Annotated in this window: 13 protein-coding genes and 1 riboswitch; of the genes, 1 reads left to right on the top strand and 12 read right to left on the bottom strand. The window is 39.0% G+C overall.

All coding sequences use genetic code 11. The annotated features are described in order from the left end of the window. Positions 1-10: 10 nt before the first annotated feature. The 6 genes from BG04_RS05265 to hflX all read right to left on the bottom strand — a co-directional run bounded on the left by BG04_RS05265 (position 11) and on the right by hflX (position 8,676). Entirely contained in the window at positions 11-1,837 is a 1,827-nt protein-coding gene (locus tag BG04_RS05265; protein WP_034649293.1) for an APC family permease, read from the bottom strand. Between the two features lie 162 nt (positions 1,838-1,999). After that, positions 2,000-2,142, bottom strand: a riboswitch (cyclic di-AMP (ydaO/yuaA leader). Between the two features lie 191 nt (positions 2,143-2,333). Then, positions 2,334-3,392, bottom strand: a complete 1,059-nt coding sequence (locus tag BG04_RS05270; RefSeq protein WP_034649290.1) for an N-acetylmuramoyl-L-alanine amidase — start codon at positions 3,390-3,392, stop codon at positions 2,334-2,336. Between the two features lie 728 nt (positions 3,393-4,120). Beyond that, positions 4,121-5,455 (bottom strand): type I glutamate--ammonia ligase, encoded by a 1,335-nt coding sequence (gene glnA / locus BG04_RS05275; protein ID WP_013084732.1) that lies wholly within the window; start codon positions 5,453-5,455, stop codon positions 4,121-4,123. Positions 5,456-5,538: 83 nt separating this feature from the next. Further along, on the bottom strand, positions 5,539-5,946 hold the full coding sequence (locus tag BG04_RS05280; protein WP_013058786.1) for a MerR family transcriptional regulator: 408 nt from the start codon (positions 5,944-5,946) through the stop codon (positions 5,539-5,541). 190 nt (positions 5,947-6,136) lie between these two features. Next, positions 6,137-7,399 carry a methionine gamma-lyase family protein gene (locus BG04_RS05285; protein ID WP_034649286.1) on the bottom strand — a complete coding sequence of 421 codons (1,263 nt, stop codon included), beginning with the start codon at positions 7,397-7,399 and terminating at the stop codon, positions 6,137-6,139. A 14-nt stretch (positions 7,400-7,413) separates the two neighbouring features. Beyond that, on the bottom strand, positions 7,414-8,676 hold the full coding sequence (hflX, locus tag BG04_RS05290; RefSeq protein WP_080743228.1) for a GTPase HflX: 1,263 nt from the start codon (positions 8,674-8,676) through the stop codon (positions 7,414-7,416). A gap of 277 nt (positions 8,677-8,953) precedes the next feature. Here hflX and BG04_RS05295 point away from each other — a divergent pair, with 277 nt between their 5' ends. Beyond that, the gene (locus BG04_RS05295; RefSeq protein WP_013058789.1) at positions 8,954-9,565 is read left to right on the top strand and encodes a trimeric intracellular cation channel family protein; all 612 of its coding nucleotides are present in this window, start codon (positions 8,954-8,956) and stop codon (positions 9,563-9,565) included. Positions 9,566-9,599: 34 nt separating this feature from the next. On the opposite strand, the gene spoVK is transcribed toward BG04_RS05295, so the two are convergent. From spoVK to bcaP, 6 genes are all read right to left on the bottom strand, one after another. Continuing rightward, positions 9,600-10,538, bottom strand: coding sequence for a stage V sporulation protein K (gene spoVK / locus BG04_RS05300; protein ID WP_223546698.1), 939 nt, complete (start codon positions 10,536-10,538; stop codon positions 9,600-9,602). Between the two features lie 205 nt (positions 10,539-10,743). Next, a complete protein-coding gene (gene hfq / locus BG04_RS05305; RefSeq protein ID WP_013058791.1) occupies positions 10,744-10,968 on the bottom strand; it encodes an RNA chaperone Hfq in 225 nt (74 codons plus the stop codon). 32 nt (positions 10,969-11,000) lie between these two features. After that, positions 11,001-11,951 carry a tRNA (adenosine(37)-N6)-dimethylallyltransferase MiaA gene (gene miaA, locus BG04_RS05310; RefSeq protein ID WP_034654991.1) on the bottom strand — a complete coding sequence of 317 codons (951 nt, stop codon included), beginning with the start codon at positions 11,949-11,951 and terminating at the stop codon, positions 11,001-11,003. A 100-nt stretch (positions 11,952-12,051) separates the two neighbouring features. Beyond that, positions 12,052-13,929: a DNA mismatch repair endonuclease MutL gene (gene mutL, locus BG04_RS05315; protein ID WP_016765355.1), complete on the bottom strand. Its 1,878-nt coding sequence runs from the start codon at positions 13,927-13,929 to the stop codon at positions 12,052-12,054. 18 nt (positions 13,930-13,947) lie between these two features. Continuing rightward, positions 13,948-16,605: a DNA mismatch repair protein MutS gene (mutS, locus tag BG04_RS05320; protein WP_034649283.1), complete on the bottom strand. Its 2,658-nt coding sequence runs from the start codon at positions 16,603-16,605 to the stop codon at positions 13,948-13,950. A gap of 163 nt (positions 16,606-16,768) precedes the next feature. Continuing rightward, entirely contained in the window at positions 16,769-18,166 is a 1,398-nt protein-coding gene (gene bcaP / locus BG04_RS05325) for a branched-chain amino acid transporter BcaP (RefSeq protein ID WP_013084740.1), read from the bottom strand. Between the last annotated feature and the right edge of the window lie 84 nt (positions 18,167-18,250).

Here is an 18,250-nt window from a genome sequence, read left to right on the forward strand (position 1 = left end):
TCATGTTTCATTATTTTTTAAAACGGTACGGTACAGTTGTAACAATTACATTTTTACGGTAAAGCAAATGTGCTTTTAACAACAGACTGGACTGATTGTGAAGGATATTTTGCCAGCTTTTTTTCGTAATGAATTGCGGAATAACGACCGTAATAGCCATATTATTTTCCCGAGCTTTTTCCTCAGCCATATCGATGAATCGAAACAGCGGCCGAACTAAGCTGCGGTATTGAGAATGAAACGTAACAATACGAATATCAGGCTGCCACTTCTCCCACTTCTCTTCCATTCTCTTTTCGCTTTCTCGATCAAAGGCCACATGCACTGCAATAACGGTATCGCCAATCGTTCTTGCATAATTTAATGAATTTTCTACTACCTTTGTCATTCCTGCTACAGGAACAATGACCACACTTCCTTCAAGCTTTCCAATCTTTTCTCCTTGCTTAATGCGAAGCTGCTCTCCTACCGCTTCATAATGCGTATGAATTCGATGGAAAATATAGACAATAACCGGTAAGAAAATGAGCACGGACCATACTTGTGAAAACTTCGTTGTAAACAAAATAATTAGCACCGTTAAGGTAATGAGGGCACCAATTAAGTTAATGGTTAGCTTCCCTTGCCAGCCGGCCGGCTTTTCTCTAAGCCATTTGACAATCATGCCTGTTTGAGAAAGCGTAAATGGAATAAACACCCCGACTGCATAAAGAGGAATTAATTGTTCAGTCGCTCCTTTAAAAGCTACAATTAAGACAATAGAAGCAATTCCAAGGGTCACAATTCCATTTGAATAGCCTAATCGATCGCCACGAATTTGAAACATTCTTGGCATGTATTTATCAGACGATAAGTTGACAGCCAGCAAAGGGAAAGCTGAAAAGCCCGTATTCGCCGCTAGCACTAGAATTAGAGCTGTTGTGCCTTGAATAAAATAATAAAATCCATTTCGTCCAAACACACTCGATGCAATTTGTGATACAACCGTTTCATCTGCTTTTGGAGAAATGCCAAGCCAATAAGCTAAAAACGTGATGCCAGAAAATAAAACGGCTAAAATACCGCCCATCAGCATTAATGTATGAACAGCATTTTTTGCACCTGGCTCTTTAAAGTTAGGCACTGCATTTGAAATAGCTTCTACACCTGTCAATGCGGAACAGCCTGATGAAAAAGCTTTTAATAATAAAAACAAACTAATACCTGGCACTACTGTACCGAGAGATGGATGCAGCTCAGGTGAAACTTGACCCGTCGCTATTTTAAATAAGCCTACCGCTATTAACAAAATAAGAGCAATAACAAATAAATAAACCGGATAAGCTAATACGGAAGCGGATTCTGTTACACCACGTAAATTTAAGACGGTAATAAAAATCACCAGCAAACACGCAATTACTACATTGTAATGATGCAGCGCGGGAAAAGCCGAAGTTAAAGCATCGGTTCCTGCTGAAACACTCACAGCAACTGTTAAAATATAATCCACCAACAATGATCCCCCAGCGATAAGCCCGGGATTTTCCCCTAAATTGGTTTTCGAAACAATATAAGCTCCTCCGCCTTGCGGATACGCATAAATAATTTGGCGATATGAAAGAATTAAAGCCGTCAGCAGAACCAATACCCCAAGCGCAATTGGAATCGAATACCAATAGGCAAGGACGCCGACTGTTGCAAGTACAATCAAAATTTGTTCTGTTCCATAAGCCACTGAAGATAAGGCATCTGATGATAAAATAGCCAGTGCTTTAAGCTTACTAAGTTTTTGGTCGCCTAACTCTTTTGTTTTAAGCGGCTTTCCAATCAATAATCTTTTGAGAACTGAATAGTTCACGTAATTTCCCTCCGATGATTGCTTAGCTACTATTTACTGTTCATTGCTAAGCTCCGTTACAAGTTCATAAATAAGTGATATTATCCCTAAAAAGTACCTTTTTATGTTAAAAAAGCGCACAAAAAAAACACTAAGGGTTCTCAGCGTTTTTACACAGCTTAAACCTCCTCTCCAAAACGCTTATGGGGTTAGCTGTCGGATTCGGGCTATGAGAGTAGCCCTACCTTTTAAAAAAAGGATTCACCCCAAGTGACAATGCACAAATTTGGGTCCCCCACTTCTGACGAATTAAGCGATAACAGGTCAATATAATTTTCGGTTAAAGGGTATGATCGATAACATGTTTCTTTCATAACTATCCTTTGTTCTTAGATAATATACTCCCGTACAAATGGTTTGTAAAGCATTATTTTACGTAAACCATAAAATAGTGCTTAAGGCACTTTTAACAGAAAAACAAAAGGTCTTCTGCCCGCGTACAGAAGACTTTTTTGCTTTAACTTTTTGCTTTTAAAACGGCTGCTAGCTTGTTTTTCGTTTGAGGACCATAAATGCCATCCACATCATAAGGAAGATACACAAGCTGAAAACGTCTGACTGCATCTTTCGTTTGAACTCCATATATTCCGTCTACTGACCCTACTTTAAAATTAACTGCGTTTAATGCTTTTTGAAGCTGTTTCACGGCTTCTCCAGAATCACCTTGTTTTAAAATTCCATTTGGAAGTGGATATTGTTCCGAAGGTGGAGTTGGTGACGGTGTTGGAGATGGGTTTGGTGAAGTTCCTGAAGGAATAACAATTGTTTTTCCAACCTGTAGGGTTAAAGGATCAGAAAGCCCTTTATTTGCTTCTTGCAGCGCTTGTACTGTTATTCCGTACTTCTGTGCAATACTGTACAGCGTATCTCCTTGCTTGATCGTATACGTTTTTGTACCTGGTTCAGAAGGTGATGGATTTGGTGTCGGTGTCGGTGTTGGAGATGGTGATGGATTTGGAACTGCACGCCGAGGTAAATTTAAATATACGGCAATTCCTTTAGCATACGATTCACCCATACTTTTTAAAAAAGCTTCATTTTGAAGAAGTGCTGCATCGGCGCTCCTATCAATAAAAGCTATTTCAGTGAGTACTGCAGGCATATTTGTTAAGCGAAGCACCGCATAATTGGCTGATTTTCGTCCGCGATTCGGATGATTATACGACAGCAGCGTTGGCTGTACTTGACCGTGCACAATCGATTGAAACGTTTTACTGGCATTGCTAGCGCTTCTATAAACATAATCTTCGTATCCTGTTCCTCCACCGGCATTTACGTGAATAGACATAAACGCATCTGCGCCCCACGAATTAGCTTGAGAAGCTCGCTGAGATAACGATAAAAAAACATCTGTGGTACGAGTGGTTTTAATCGTAAAATCACTGTACATGCTATTTAAATAGCTTATTAAATATTGTTGAATTTTTAAAACTAAGTTTTTTTCATACAGTCCGTTCGCTCCAACTGCTCCTACATCTGCCCCACCATGTCCTGCATCAAGATAGATTTTTTTCATGTTACTTGTCCCTCCTTATTGTTAACATATGCACGAGCGAAAAAAGTGCTACGTATACTAGCCTACCAGGTGAAAAATCACTAAAAAAAGACCCGCTGCCTAATGGTAACGGGTTATTCTGCTTTATAGACAGAATACTGAATAAGGGTAGCTCTCAAGGAGTGACAGCTATATGCAGAGTGTTGATTTGTTGATTGAATGATAATAATTATCATTTTCATTTAAAGTATACACTATGAGGAAAGTTTTGTCTATTTTATTATTAGATTTGGAGCTACTTAAAAAGCAGGATACCTATAACAATGAGAATAGTCCAAATTGGAATGCTTATTAATATGCCTATTACTAAACCTTTGAAAAAATTTCCTTCTTGCATTTTTATTCCATTCCTCTCCAACAGTATTTTCTAATGACACTACGACTGGCTGAAAATTCTCTGAAGTTATACTGAAGTGCAGAGTGAACACATAAACAATCTCTCTATCTGTTATACACTACTTTTACATATAGATTCAATGAGACAAAAAGCTTATCCTTTTTAATTCATATAACCAAATTCTTTCCTGTATATAACAAAACAACAAAAATCCTCCCGTAAATTTTACGACAGGCAGTTATACTTGTTTTATAAACAGCTTAGTTCGATATTTAATATGCGCAATGTTATTCATTTTGAAAAACAAAAAAGTCCGAGAGAACGTATAAACGATCTCTCGGACTTTTAGGAATTAATATTGGCTCATGTATTGGTCACGTTCCCAAGGATGAACTTGTGTACGGAACATATCCCATTCGATTTCTTTCGCTTCAACGAAGTGCTCTGCTAAGTGTTCACCTAATGCAGAAACCATAACTTCGTTTGATTGGAAGCTATCTAAAGCTTGAGCTAATGTTGCAGGTAAATCTACGATACCTTCTTCAACACGCTCTTCTTTTGTCATTACATAGATATTACGATCGATAGGTTTTGGAGCTTCAAGGTTGTTCTTGATTCCATCTAAACCAGCTTTTAATAGAACAGCCATTGCTAAATATGGATTAGCAGCTGGGTCTACGCTACGTACCTCAACACGAGTTCCTACGCCGCGAGAAGCTGGGATACGGATTAATGGGCTACGGTTGCGAGCAGACCATGCAACATAACAAGGAGCCTCATATCCAGGTACTAGACGCTTATAAGAGTTTACAGTAGGATTTGTTACTGCTGTAAAGCTGTGTGCATGCTTGATGATACCTGCGATAAATTGACGAGCAGTATCACTTAGCTCTAGATTACCGTTTTCATCATAAAATGCGTTTTGACCATCTTTAAATAATGAAACGTTACAGTGCATACCTGAACCATTCACACCAAATAATGGTTTTGGCATGAATGTAGCATGTAAGCCATGTTTACGTGCAATTGTTTTTACAACAAGTTTGAACGTTTGGATATCATCACAAGCTTTTAATGCAGCAGCATATTTGAAGTCAATCTCGTGTTGTCCAGGAGCTACCTCATGGTGAGATGCTTCAATTTCAAAGCCCATTTCTTCAAGCTCTAATACGATGTCACGACGGCAGTTTTCACCAAGGTCAGTTGGCGCTAAGTCGAAGTAGCCACCTTTATCATTTAATTCTAATGTAGGTTCGCCTTTTTCGTCTAATTTGAATAAGAAGAACTCTGGCTCAGGTCCAAGGTTAAAGTCAGTAAATCCTAACTCTTCCATCTCTTTTAACACACGTTTTAAGTTATTACGTGGATCGCCATCAAACGGAGTTCTATCTGCATTGTAGATGTCACAAATAAAACGTGCTACTTTACCTTTTTCAGATGTCCAAGGGAAAATAACAAATGTATCAATGTCCGGGAATAGGTACATATCTGATTCTTCAATACGTACAAACCCTTCAATAGAAGAACCGTCAAACATCATTTTGTTGTCTAACGCTTTTTCTAGTTGACTTACTGGAATTTCAACGTTTTTAATTGTTCCTAAAATGTCAGTGAACTGAAGACGAATATACTTTACATTCTCTTCTTGAACTTTGCGGAAAATATCTTCTTTTGTGTACTTTGCCATCGTGTGATCCTCCCCTAAATCTCTATATAATATTTATAATCTATACCACTCATATACGAACGGCATAAATATTGATAACTTTATTAATGAAAGAACCTGGACATATCTCCTTGATTTAAAGTTGCTCGATTAAAACGGCCTGCTTGCATAAGTTCTGCACGAAGCATTTTTCGCAATTCATCGTCCGTTAATTCTGGCTTTGCTGTTGCTGCCACAACTTTTTCTTCTTGCTTATGCCCTTTTTGCTCCTTTTGAAGATGAAACAGCTGTTTTACACCTGCTAAGTTCACACCTTGTTCAATAAGATCACGGATTTCAAGTAGCTTATCAACATCGTTAAATGAGAATAATCGTCGATTTCCCTCTGTTCTTACTGGTGCAACTAATTCATGTTCTTCATAGTAGCGAATTTGGCGAGCCGACAACTCAGTTAACTGCATCACAATTCCAATTGGGAAAAGTGGCGTATTTCTTCGAATGTTGTCACTCATTTCAGTTCCTCCTTTGGATTAACTATTTACATTGTATGCTATGTTAGTTCACCTGTCAACCGAATGTTAGTAATTCTAACATAAATTTTTCTGAACATTTCTTCTATACAAATAAATAGCGCTTCGTTTATTTTTATAAGCCTATCTTTTCTTTCTTAGCGGGGAGAAAATAGTCTTTCTATCTTATATTTTATAAAAGTTCTTTCGTCAGCATTTGATCTACTGCCATGCATATTGCTACTTTTACGTGAGCATACGTTAACCCGCCCTGCACGTAAGCAACATAAGGAGGCCTGATAGGTCCATCTGCCGTCAGCTCAAGGCTTGCTCCTTGTATAAACGTTCCAGCTGCCATAATCACATCATCTTCGTACCCTGGCATATAAGCAGGATAGGCCGTTACGTGTGAATTAATTGGCGAAGCAAATTGAATAGCCTGACAAAAAGAAACCATCTTATCACGGTCATCGAACTGCACGGATTGAATTAAATCCGTTCGTTCACTGTTCCACTTCGGTTCACTTTGCATCCCTAGCTCTTCGAACATAGCGGATGAGAAAACCGCTCCTTTTAATGCTTGACCGACTACGTGCGGAGCCAAAAAGAAACCTTGATACATTTCTTGCAAGCTATACAGCGTCGCTCCAGCTTCTGCACCGATTCCAGGAGTTGTCATTCGGTATGAACAAGCTTCCACTAGGTCTTTTCGTCCTGCAATATAGCCGCCGATTTTAGCAAGACCTCCACCAGGGTTCTTAATGAGCGACCCCGCCATCAAATCTGCTCCTACATGCGTTGGCTCGATTGTTTCTACAAATTCACCGTAGCAGTTATCGACAAATACTATAACGTCAGGCTTAATACTCTTTACAAAAGAAATCATTTCTTTTATTTGCGCGACTGTAAAAGAAGGGCGAATGCCGTAACCTTTTGAGCGCTGAATGCCTATCATCTTTGTGTGCTCATGAATAGACGCTTTCACTTCTTCAAAATCCACTTGACCTTGCGCTGTTAAATCTACTGATTTATAGCTAATATTATATTCTTTTAAAGAGCCTACGCCGCTTCCTCGTATACCAACAATTTCTTCAAGAGTGTCATAAGGCTTTCCAGTTATATATAATAGTTCATCTCCAGGACGCAGTACACCAAACAGCGATATACCAATTGCGTGCGTACCTGAAATAATTTGCGGACGCACCAGGCAAGCTTCTGTTCCAAAAACGTCCGCGTATACTTTCTCCAACGTATCGCGGCCTAGATCGTCATATCCATACCCCGTTGTCGGATTAAAATGTGAATCACTCACTCGATTTTGCTGAAAGCTTTGCAGCACCCGAAATTGATTTGCTTCAATGCGCTCGTCAATTTTCTCATGTACAGGCTTAATTTGTTTTTCTACTTTTGCAGCAAGTTCCCGAATGTGTGCCCCGTTTTTTAACTGATCAAACATCATTTCTTTGTTCCTCAACTTTCTTCAAACGTTTGTAGCTTTTTGTAAAGGGGATGCTCTTTTGCAATATACCCTTTGCACTGATACTTCTCAGTTTCTTCATTAAATTTTAACGACTCAAGAATAGAGACCGTTTTGAGTTCAGCGAGCATTTTTCCTTCATAAGCCGGCAGCAGCACATGAAAAAACGCCATTTCTTTTTTCATTTCTTCTTGAATTCTTTCTCCAAGCTTCACTAAATCAGTAGCTTTAAAAGCGCTCATTGATAAAGATGTGGAAGCGGATGGGACAAATAGTTCATGCTGCATATCTTCTTTATTGTAAACTGTCAGCATCGGAATGTCCGTTACGTTCAGCTCTTCTAGTAAGCGATGCACTGTTTTTTCGTGGTTGTTGTAATCTGGATTAGAAGAATCTACCACGTGCAGAACAAGGTCAGCTTCGGTTACTTCTTCAAGTGTTGAACGGAACGCGGCTACTAACGTTGTTGGAAGATCTTGAATAAATCCAACCGTATCCGTTAAAAGAGCCGTTAGTCCTGACGGAAGCGTATACTGTCTTGTCGTTGGATCAAGAGTTGCAAACAGCTGATTTTCTTCAAAAATACCCGCCTCTGTTAAGCGGTTAAAGATCGTCGATTTACCAGCGTTCGTATAGCCCACAATTGCAATTTGATAGACATGATTACGCTTACGTCTTTCTCGATAACGTTCGCGGTGACTTACCACTGTCTTTAACTGACGCTTAATTTCATCAATTTTACGGCGAATATGTCTGCGGTCACTTTCAAGTTTCGTTTCACCAGGACCTCTTGTTCCAATTCCGCCTCCAAGACGTGACAAAGCGGTCCCTTGTCCTACTAACCTAGGCAGCAGATAATTTAATTGAGCCAGTTCCACCTGCATTTTTCCTTCTCGCGTTTGAGCACGCTGTGCGAAGATATCCAAAATCAGCTGCGTACGGTCAATAACACGCGCAGATAACCCTGCTGACAAATTGCGGATTTGACTCGGTGACAATTCATCATTAAATACAATTAAATCAGGCTCTAACTCTTCTTCAAGAGCCACAAGTTCTTCTACTTTCCCTTTTCCAATATAAGTAGCTGGATGAATGCGATCGCGCTTTTGCGTTAACCTTACCAGCACTTCGCCTTTTGCAGTCTCAGTTAAAGATGCTAGCTCATCCATTGAATATTCAAAACGTTCGTCATCGTCATGAAGCTGACATCCGACTAAAATTACGCGTTCAAGTTCAGTATTCATTTCTGCTGTCAAAGATTTTTCCTTCCCTTACTATTAAATTGACAAATCATTCATATCATATCAAAAAAATGTCCATTTCTCCATCTTTGCAAAAGAGACAGAATACATTGTCTTTTACTAGTTTAACACCCTTTTTAAAATCTATAAAACGATGATTAAAAAAACATTGAAATATCACGAAATTCTGTATACAATTTGAATTGGTTTACTTATCGAAATTTGAATCAGGCTGCCTGATTTTAAAATAATAGTCGCTACTTGGTGAAAACAGAATAAAGGGGATAGCATCATGACTTGGGACGTACTTAGCATTATTGGAACGATTGCCTTTGCAATCAGCGGAGCTTTCATTGCCATGGAAGAGGAGTATGATATTTTAGGCGTTTACATACTGGGAATCGTAACGGCTTTTGGCGGAGGAGCCATTCGAAACCTGCTTATTGGTGTACCGGTGTCTGCCCTTTGGGAACAAGGACTCTTTTTTCAGATTGCTTTATTATCTATCACTGCCACTTTTTTATTTCCAAACAATATCTTAAAACATTGGAAGCGATGGGGAAACTTTTCGGACGCCATTGGCCTTGCAGCATTCGCGATTCAAGGAGCGCTTTATGCCACTCATATGAACCATCCGCTTAGCGCGGTTATTGTAGCTGCGGTCTTAACAGGAAGCGGCGGGGGAATTATCCGAGATTTATTAGCACGCCGAAAGCCTACTGTTCTTAAAGATGAAATTTATGCGGTATGGGCGATTATCGCAGGATTTAGCGTAGGGCTGCATATTACAAATACGCCTGTAGAACTTTATACGTTATTTATCTTACTTGTAGGTCTTCGGATGTGTTCATATATTTACAAATGGCGCCTGCCGATCAAAACGATTCGACAACCAAATATGTAGAAAAAAAAAGCCTTTCGTAACGAAAGGCTTTTTTTTACAGCTGAATATCGCTTGACGTTAAAGTTAGAAGCTCGTTGCGCTCAAAGCTTTCTTCTTCTAAAAGCCTCATGGATTGAGTACGTATGGAACGTTCGATAATGTTTCGCACATATCTACCGTTACTAAAATCCCTAGGCGTCTGATTGTACTTCACGTCCATAAAATGATCTTTTAGCTTTTTATAGGCCTCTGTACTAAACTGATACTGCCTGTCATTCATCATGTGACCGGCAATGTCCATCAGTTCATTGACATCATAATCCGGAAAATCAAAAATAAACGGAAACCTAGAGCGCAGCCCTGGATTAAGACTTAAGAAATTTTCCATTTCTCTTGGATAACCAGCTAAAATCAATACAAACTTATCATTTGAATCTTCCATATGTTTAACCAATGTATCAATCGCTTCTTTTCCAAAATCTTTTTCTCCTCCTCTTGCAAGAGAATAAGCCTCATCAATAAATAAAATACCTCCAAGCGCTTTTTTTACAAGATCTCTCGTTTTCTGAGCGGTATGACCAATGTATTCTCCAACTAAATCTGCCCGCTCTGCTTCAATTAAATGTCCTTTAGACAAGATGTTCATATTCAAAAATAATTTACCTAGCAGGCGGGCTACCGTCGTTTTCCCTGTTCCTGGATTTCCTTTAAACATCATATGCAGCGCCTGCTTTCCCGCTTTTAAGCCCTGTTCCTCTCTTTTTTTGTTAATATATAACCACGCATATATTTCTTTTATCATTTTTTTCAATTCTTCCATTCCAACCAGTCCGCTCATTTCTCGTTCAATTTCCCGAAGCGGCTCATGATTTATGACAGCTTTTTTGGCAGGACGCGGAATTGATGTCGTATACGATTTTTCCTTTTTTGTTTCATTATTTAAAATGATATTAATTTGCCCATTATTTTTAAGAGTTATCGGCTGTTCCACCATGTTCACCTCTCGTTTCATCCCACTTCTCTGTATCGCATAGCTGCATGCGATGAACGATACGAAGACAATGATCCCTTATTACCGAAGAAATAATCGTCTATTATAAGGTTTATGTTCAATGAGTAAAAACAATGTTAAGAAACTTTTCTAAGCCTTTATTTACATAAAAAAAGCATCCGAATATGCGGATGCTTCTCTTTAATCTCTATTCAAGTTCTACTGTAATATTTTTATTTGGTACAAATGTCGAAATCGCATGTTTATAAATCAGCTGCTGTTTTCCTTCAGATTCAATTAACACAGTAAAATTATCAAATCCTTTAATTAGTCCTCTTAATTGAAAACCATTTAAAAGAAATACTGTCACATAGATATTTTCTTTACGTAATTGATTTAAAAATTGATCTTGAATATTAACTGATTGTTTCATTATTCGGCCTCCTCGTTTCTCTATCTGTTTACTTAATTCGCTTCTTTCTTCAGCTTTCCTGCAATATATGTAAAAATTTCAGCAAACTTTTCGGGAAATTTGTCAACTTCCATCTCTATCCATTTTACAGGCATTTTATTTCGAAACCACGTTAACTGACGCTTTGCATATCTGCGTGAATTTTGTTTCAACTGTTCAACGGCTTCTTCGAGCGTACAGCGTCCCTCAAAATAAGCATAAAGCTCTTTGTAGCCGATAGCTTGAATTGATTGTACATCATGCAGACCACTTTCGTACAATGATTTGACTTCCTCAAGCAGTCCAGCCTGCATCATCATATCGACTCGGTGATTAATTCTCTCATATAATACGTCTCTATCCATTGTAAGTCCAATAATGGTTACATCGTATAATAACTCTTGCGACTGTTCTTTTGTATAGTCACTGAATTTTTTGCCGGTTACTTCATAAACTTCAAGCGCTCGAATTACACGGCGATGGTTATTTTTATGAATAGCAGCCGCACTGTCTGGGTCAATTTCTTTGAGCTTTTCATGCAGGGGATCGATGCCATGAGCTTCAATAAATACTTCCATTCGTTCACGAACTTTTTCATCACTAGGAGTTTCTGTGAACTGATAATCATAAATAACGGATTGAATATAAAGACCCGTCCCTCCAACAATCATCGGCATTTTTCCTCTAGCATGAATATCATCGATTTGTTTTCTTACAATCTCTTGAAATTCTGCCACAGAAAACGATTCATCCGGCTCCTTAATATCGATCAGGTAATGGGGAACCCCCTGCATCTCTTCTTCTGACACCTTTGCTGTTCCGATATCCATCCCTTTATAAATTTGCATCGAATCACCTGAAATAATTTCTCCGTCTAACTGTTTGGCAAGTTCAATGCTTAATTTTGTTTTACCAACCGCAGTTGGTCCAATAATGACAATAAGTTTTGGTTTCTCTCCCGTCATAACAACACTACTTTCATCTATAGGCATTCACATCATTCCATTTTATCCAAATGGTGATGATTTATTCAACAAAACGGCTAGCTGCAGCTAGCCGCATTGCCTACATCACTCGCTTAAACATTTTTTCCATTTCATACGTCGAATGATGAATAATAATTGGTCGTCCGTGCGGACACGTAAATGGATCCGTAGTTTTTCTCAACGTTTCAAGTAAAGCAAAAATCTCATCGTTTCGCAAATGATGATTCGCTTTAATCGATCCTTTACAGCTCATCATAATAGCCGCTTCTTCTCGTAACTTTTCGATATTGACTCGTTTCATGGTAAAGATTTGCTGAATCATTTCTTCAATGGTTTCCTGTTCCTCTCCTTTTGGAAACCACTGCGGATGCGAACGAACTATATAGGAGTTTTGTCCAAACGGTTCTAAGAAGACTCCTACTTCAGCAAGCATGTCTTTGTATTCTTCTAAAATCAAAGCTTCATTTCCCGAGAACTCTAGCGTGAGCGGCATAAGCAGTTCTTGAACTTCTGAATCTACTTCTCCGAGCTTTCGCTTAAAATATTCGTACTTAATTCTCTCCTGCGCCGCGTGCTGATCAATAATAAATAATCCTTTTTCATTTTGTGCCAAAATATACGTTCCGTGCATTTGACCAATTGGGTACATCGCAGGAACACGCGGTTCTGGCTGATCTTCGGCTGAATGGTTCGGTTCTGGAATAGGAGCGTTTTCTTCCACCGATTCTTCATAGTGTTCTATTTCTCGAAACGTTGGTTGGAGTTCTTCATCTTGACGTATGACCTCTGTTTTAACAGGCGGCATAATCTCGTCTACACGAGCCGGAGCCTCCTTAAAACTAGGCTCGCGAACCGTATTAGAAGGCTGATAGCCAGACGTTTTAGACTGATGATCAAATGTAAAGGTCTGCTGCTCAGTTGGCTGAACAGCAGATTTTGACTTAGTTGGTACTACAGCATCCGGAATTAACTGCTGCTTTTTAAAAGCAGCTTTCACTCCTTGTTCAATAAGCTCAAACAGCTCCGCTTCTTTACTTAAGCGCACTTCTAGTTTCGCTGGATGAACATTCACGTCCACTAACAAAGGGTCCATTGTAATGGTTAAAAACACGATTGGAAAACGGCCGATAGGTAAAAGGGTATGATAGCCCTGCTGTACCGCTTTTAACAGCCCGTAGTTTTTAACAAACCGACCGTTAATAATGGTGGACATATAGTTACGAGAAGCTCTTGTAATTTCAGGAAGAGCGACGTAACCATTCACTTCATAATCAAGTGACTGAACGTTAATCGGAATCATTTTTTTGGCTACTGCCATTCCATAAATAGCGGCAAGCACTTGGCGCACATCTCCGCTTCCGTTCGTATATAGAAGCTGTCTTCCTTGATGCATCAGCCGAATTGAAACTTCAGGATGAGACATCGCAAGGCGATTGACGACATCCGTTACGTTACCAAGCTCTGTGTTTACCGTCTTCATATATTTCAAACGTGCAGGTGTGTTGAAAAATAAGTTTTCAATAACAAGTTCGGTACCTTTTCGGCTTGACGTTAATTCGTGATGAACGATTTCTCCGCCTCTAAGTTTAAGATGAGTGCCGGCTTCTTCTCCCGTACTCGTTTTGAGTTCAAGCATTGAAACTGAAGCAATACTTGGCAAAGCTTCACCGCGAAATCCTAACGTTCGAATTCGAAATAAATCTTGTTCTGTTTTGATTTTACTTGTCGCATGTCTTTTAAAAGCGGTCAAGCAGTCTTCAGAAGCAATGCCGTCTCCATTATCCAATATACGAATTTTTGAAAGCCCAGCTTCTTCTAGCTCAATTTCAATAACTGTACTGTTTGCATCAATAGCATTTTCGACTAGTTCTTTCACCACCGAAGCAGGTCGTTCAACAACCTCTCCGGCAGCAATTTTATTTGAAAGTTCGTCTGAAAGCTGCACAATTTTACCCACAGACTCACTCCTCTCAATCTATTTCTTCTTTAATGATTTTTGCAGTTCATACATCGCATTCATTGCGTCTAAAGGCGTCATTTCTAAAATATCCAGCTCTTTTAAACGATCTATAATTGCTTTTTCCCGTTTCGAAAGCGCAGGCTTTTCTTTTTTCTCTTCTATTTCAAAGAACGAAAGCTGATTGGCTTCATCTGCTTTTTTATTATCTGCACGTTCTTCTTGAACCAAAGAAGCACCTTCTTGTGGAACTTGTTGTGTCATCTCTTCTCTTTTTGGAGCCTGACGTACAGGTTCACGCTCAGAAGATTGTTCTAAGTCGTGTAAGATGACGCGAGCTCGCTCTAGAAGCGGATCTGGAAGTTCTGCTAGTTCCGCTACGTGAATACCATAACTTTTATCTGCAGCACCATCTTTGATTTTGTGTAAAAAGACGACTTTCCCATTTTTTTCAACCGCGCTTACATGAACATTTTTAAGCGCAGGAAGCGACTCATCGAGTACGGTTAATTCATGATAATGAGTAGAAAATAGGGTCTTACAGCCAATATGTTCATGAACGTATTCAATAATTGCTTGAGCAAGAGCCATTCCGTCATACGTAGACGTGCCGCGTCCAATTTCATCTAATAGAATTAGACTCGACTGAGTGGCATTTGTCACTGCATTTTTCGTTTCTAGCATCTCGACCATAAATGTACTTTGACCTGAAATTAAGTCATCGGCTGCTCCGATACGTGTAAATACTTGATCAAAAATCGGCAGAACCGCTTCGTCTGCTGGCACAAAACAGCCAATTTGAGCTAATATCGCCGTTAAAGCGACCTGGCGCATGTACGTACTTTTACCAGACATATTGGGTCCTGTAATCAGCAAAATTGAACTATCATCCGTCATTTGACAGTCGTTTGGCACATATTCCTGCGAATTCATTACTTTTTCTACCACTGGATGGCGTCCATTTTGAATCGAAATATCTTCACTTGAAAAAATAGGCTTCGTGTAATGACGTTCTTCACTGATTTTTGCAAAGCACTGCAGTACATCAAGCTCACTTACTTTTTTAGCGAGTTCTTGCAGCCTTGGGATATATGCTTTTACTTCCTCACGGATTTGTAAAAACAATTCATATTCCAGCTCTACAATTTTCTCTTCCGCTTCTAAAATCAGCGCTTCTTTTTCTTTCAGTTCAGGCGTAATAAAACGTTCTGCATTGGTTAACGTCTGTTTTCGTTCATACATTCCTTCAGGCAAAAGATGCAGATTTGCCCGCGTTACTTCTATATAATAGCCGAACACGCGATTATAACCAATTTTCAGTGAGCGAATCCCTGTTTTCTCACGCTCTTGCTGTTCAAGTGACGCAATCCACGTTTTTCCGTTTCGGCTTGCATCTCGGTATTGGTCAAGCTGTTCATGATAGCCGTCATTAATAATGTCTCCTTCTTTAATTGACAAAGGAGGGTGCTCTTTTAATCCTCTTTCAAGAAGATTAGCTAATCGCTCACAAGGATCAATGTCTTCAACAAGCTTTGTCGCATAAGGATGATTCAAACGATTCACAACCTCTTGAATATGAGGTACATTTTGCAATGATTTTTTTAATTGAATTAAATCACGAGCATTTACATTACCAAAAGCGACTCGACCAGCTAAGCGTTCTAAATCATATACGTCTTTTAGCAACTCACGCAGTTCTTCTCGTTCAAAAAACTGTTTCATTAAGACATCTACCATATTCAAACGATTATCAATATCCGCTTGTTTTAAAAGCGGACGGTCAATCCAATTTTTTAATAAACGGCCGCCCATTGCCGTAACGGTCTGGTCTAATAACCATAGAAGCGAGCCTTTCTTTCCTTTTGAACGAATCGTTTCGGTTAACTCTAAGTTTCGCTTAGAGAACAAATCAATTTTCATATATTCATTGATTTGATAAAACTGCACGGGCTGTAAGTGTTCAAGCGAACGCTTCTGCGTGCGAGTTAAATACTGAAGAATACGCGCAAACGTTGTGATAAGCTTTTGCTGCTGAAGCGACTCTACTAAATAATCTAGTCCTTCTACTTGCTCTGTACTATTCTCATAAGAAATGGTAATCGTCATGCGCTCTTTTAGTGTTTGTAATAAGTCAGCAGGAAACTCAGAGCTTACAACGACTTCTTTTGCTTCTTTTGCATAAATCTCTGAGACTATATCGTGAAACGAACTAACAAGCGTTACGCTGTTTTCTCCTGTAGACAAATCAGAAAGAGCAAGACCAAACGTTTGATCCTCGAACGCAGTAACAGAACAAATATAGTTATTTTCCTTTTCATGCAGTCCGCGTTCGTTCATCAGTGTTCCGGGTGAAATCACCTGCACCACTTCCCGCTTTACAACACCTTTTGCATGCTTAGGGTCTTCTACTTGCTCACAAATAGCTACTTTAAATCCCTTTTCAATTAAACGCTCGATATACGTAGGAGCAGAGTGATACGGAACCCCGCACATCGGAATTCTCTCTTGTCCTCCTCCGTCTCGGCTTGTTAATGTTATTTCAAGTTCTTGAGAAGCTGTCGTAGCATCTTCAAAGAACATTTCATAAAAATCACCTAATCTAAAAAACAAAAAGGCATCTTGATACTCTGCCTTAATTCTCAAATATTGCTGTATCATTGGCGTATACGCTGCCATACTATTCCTCCATACCACATCTAGTTGTGCGTTTTTGCTACACGTATTATAACATAAGTCTTTCTTAAACTTAATTTATTCAAATAGAACAATCTTCAATTTCTTTTCATAAAACAAATAAAAAAGCTTCGGACGAAGGAAGAAGCTTGTCCGAAGCTTTTCATTATTTACTGCTGTTCAAATGACTATGCTTACGTCCGTATAAGAAGTAAACCACTAGCCCTAATACAAGCCAAATTACGAAACTAATCCATGTTAACTTTGGAAGCTGAAGTGCTAAGTATAAACAGAACACAAAAGCTAAAATTGGAATCACCGGCACGAACGGTACACGGAAACCAGTCGATTCTGAAGTTTGTTTTGATTTACGTAAATATAAAATTCCAATTGATACGGTCATGAAAGCAAAAAGAGTACCGATGTTTGTTAACTCAGCTAATCTTCCTAATGGTACTAAACCAGAGAAGATGGATACTAGTAAACATGTAATCCACGTATTTACTACCGGCGTTTGTTTTTTCTCACTGATTTTTGAAAAAGGCTTTGGCAATAGACCATCTCGACTGATCGCATAAAATAAACGAGTTTGTCCATACATCATAACGAGTAATACCGTTGTAATACCAACAATTGCGCCTAATGAAATAAATCCTGCTACCCAGTCTTGGTTAATGTAGCTTAAAGCAAACGCTACAGGGTTTTTAACATTTAATTCTGTATAAGGTACGATTCCTGTTAAGATAAGCGATACGACGATATAAAGGACTGTACAAATCGCAAGAGATGCGATAATTCCGATTGGCATATCCCGCTGAGGCTTGCGTACTTCCTCGGCCGCTGTTGCTACAGCATCAAACCCAATGTAGGCGAAGAATACAGTTGCTGCTCCAGTCGCTACTCCCGAGAAACCAAACGGCATAAACGGCGTCCAGTTTTCTGGTTTAACATAGCTAACTCCTACCCCGATAAACAGAAGTACAACAGCCAGTTTAATAATAACCATGATAGCATTAAAACGTGAAGATTTTTTTACTCCTTGAGTTAAAAGTAATGTGATTAAAAATACGATCATAATTGCTGGAATATCAATATAAGTGCCGTTTGCAGGATTATATGCACTTGTTAAAGCTTTTGGAAAATGTATGCCAAACCCTGCTAATAATCCTTGGAAATACCCGGACCATCCGCTGGCTACAGCAGAAGAAGCAAGACCGTATTCCAAGATAAGATCCCACCCTAAAATCCAAGCGATTAATTCACCAAATGTTGCATAACTGTAAGTGTATGCACTTCCTGAAACGGGAACTGTTGAGGCAAACTCTGCATAACAAAGAGCTGCAAACACACACGCAAGTCCTGACATAATGAAAGATATAACTAAAGCTGGACCGGCATGTTCAGCGGCGGCTACGCCCGTTAATACAAAAATTCCGGTTCCGATAATGGCTCCAATCCCTAACATTGTTAAATCGAAAGCGCCTAAATCCTTTTTTAATTTAACACCTTTAGAGTTGGTTTCACTAATTAACGTTTGAATTGATTTTTTACGAAATAAGCTCATAGTAAACCCCCAAAAAATACTTATCTGATATAACTAAATTTTCTGAAAATTAATGCATTATTTTCTTTAGATTTACTATACACT

The sequence above is a fragment of the Priestia megaterium NBRC 15308 = ATCC 14581 genome, assembly GCF_000832985.1.
Taxonomy (GTDB): Bacteria; Bacillota; Bacilli; order Bacillales; family Bacillaceae_H; genus Priestia; species Priestia megaterium.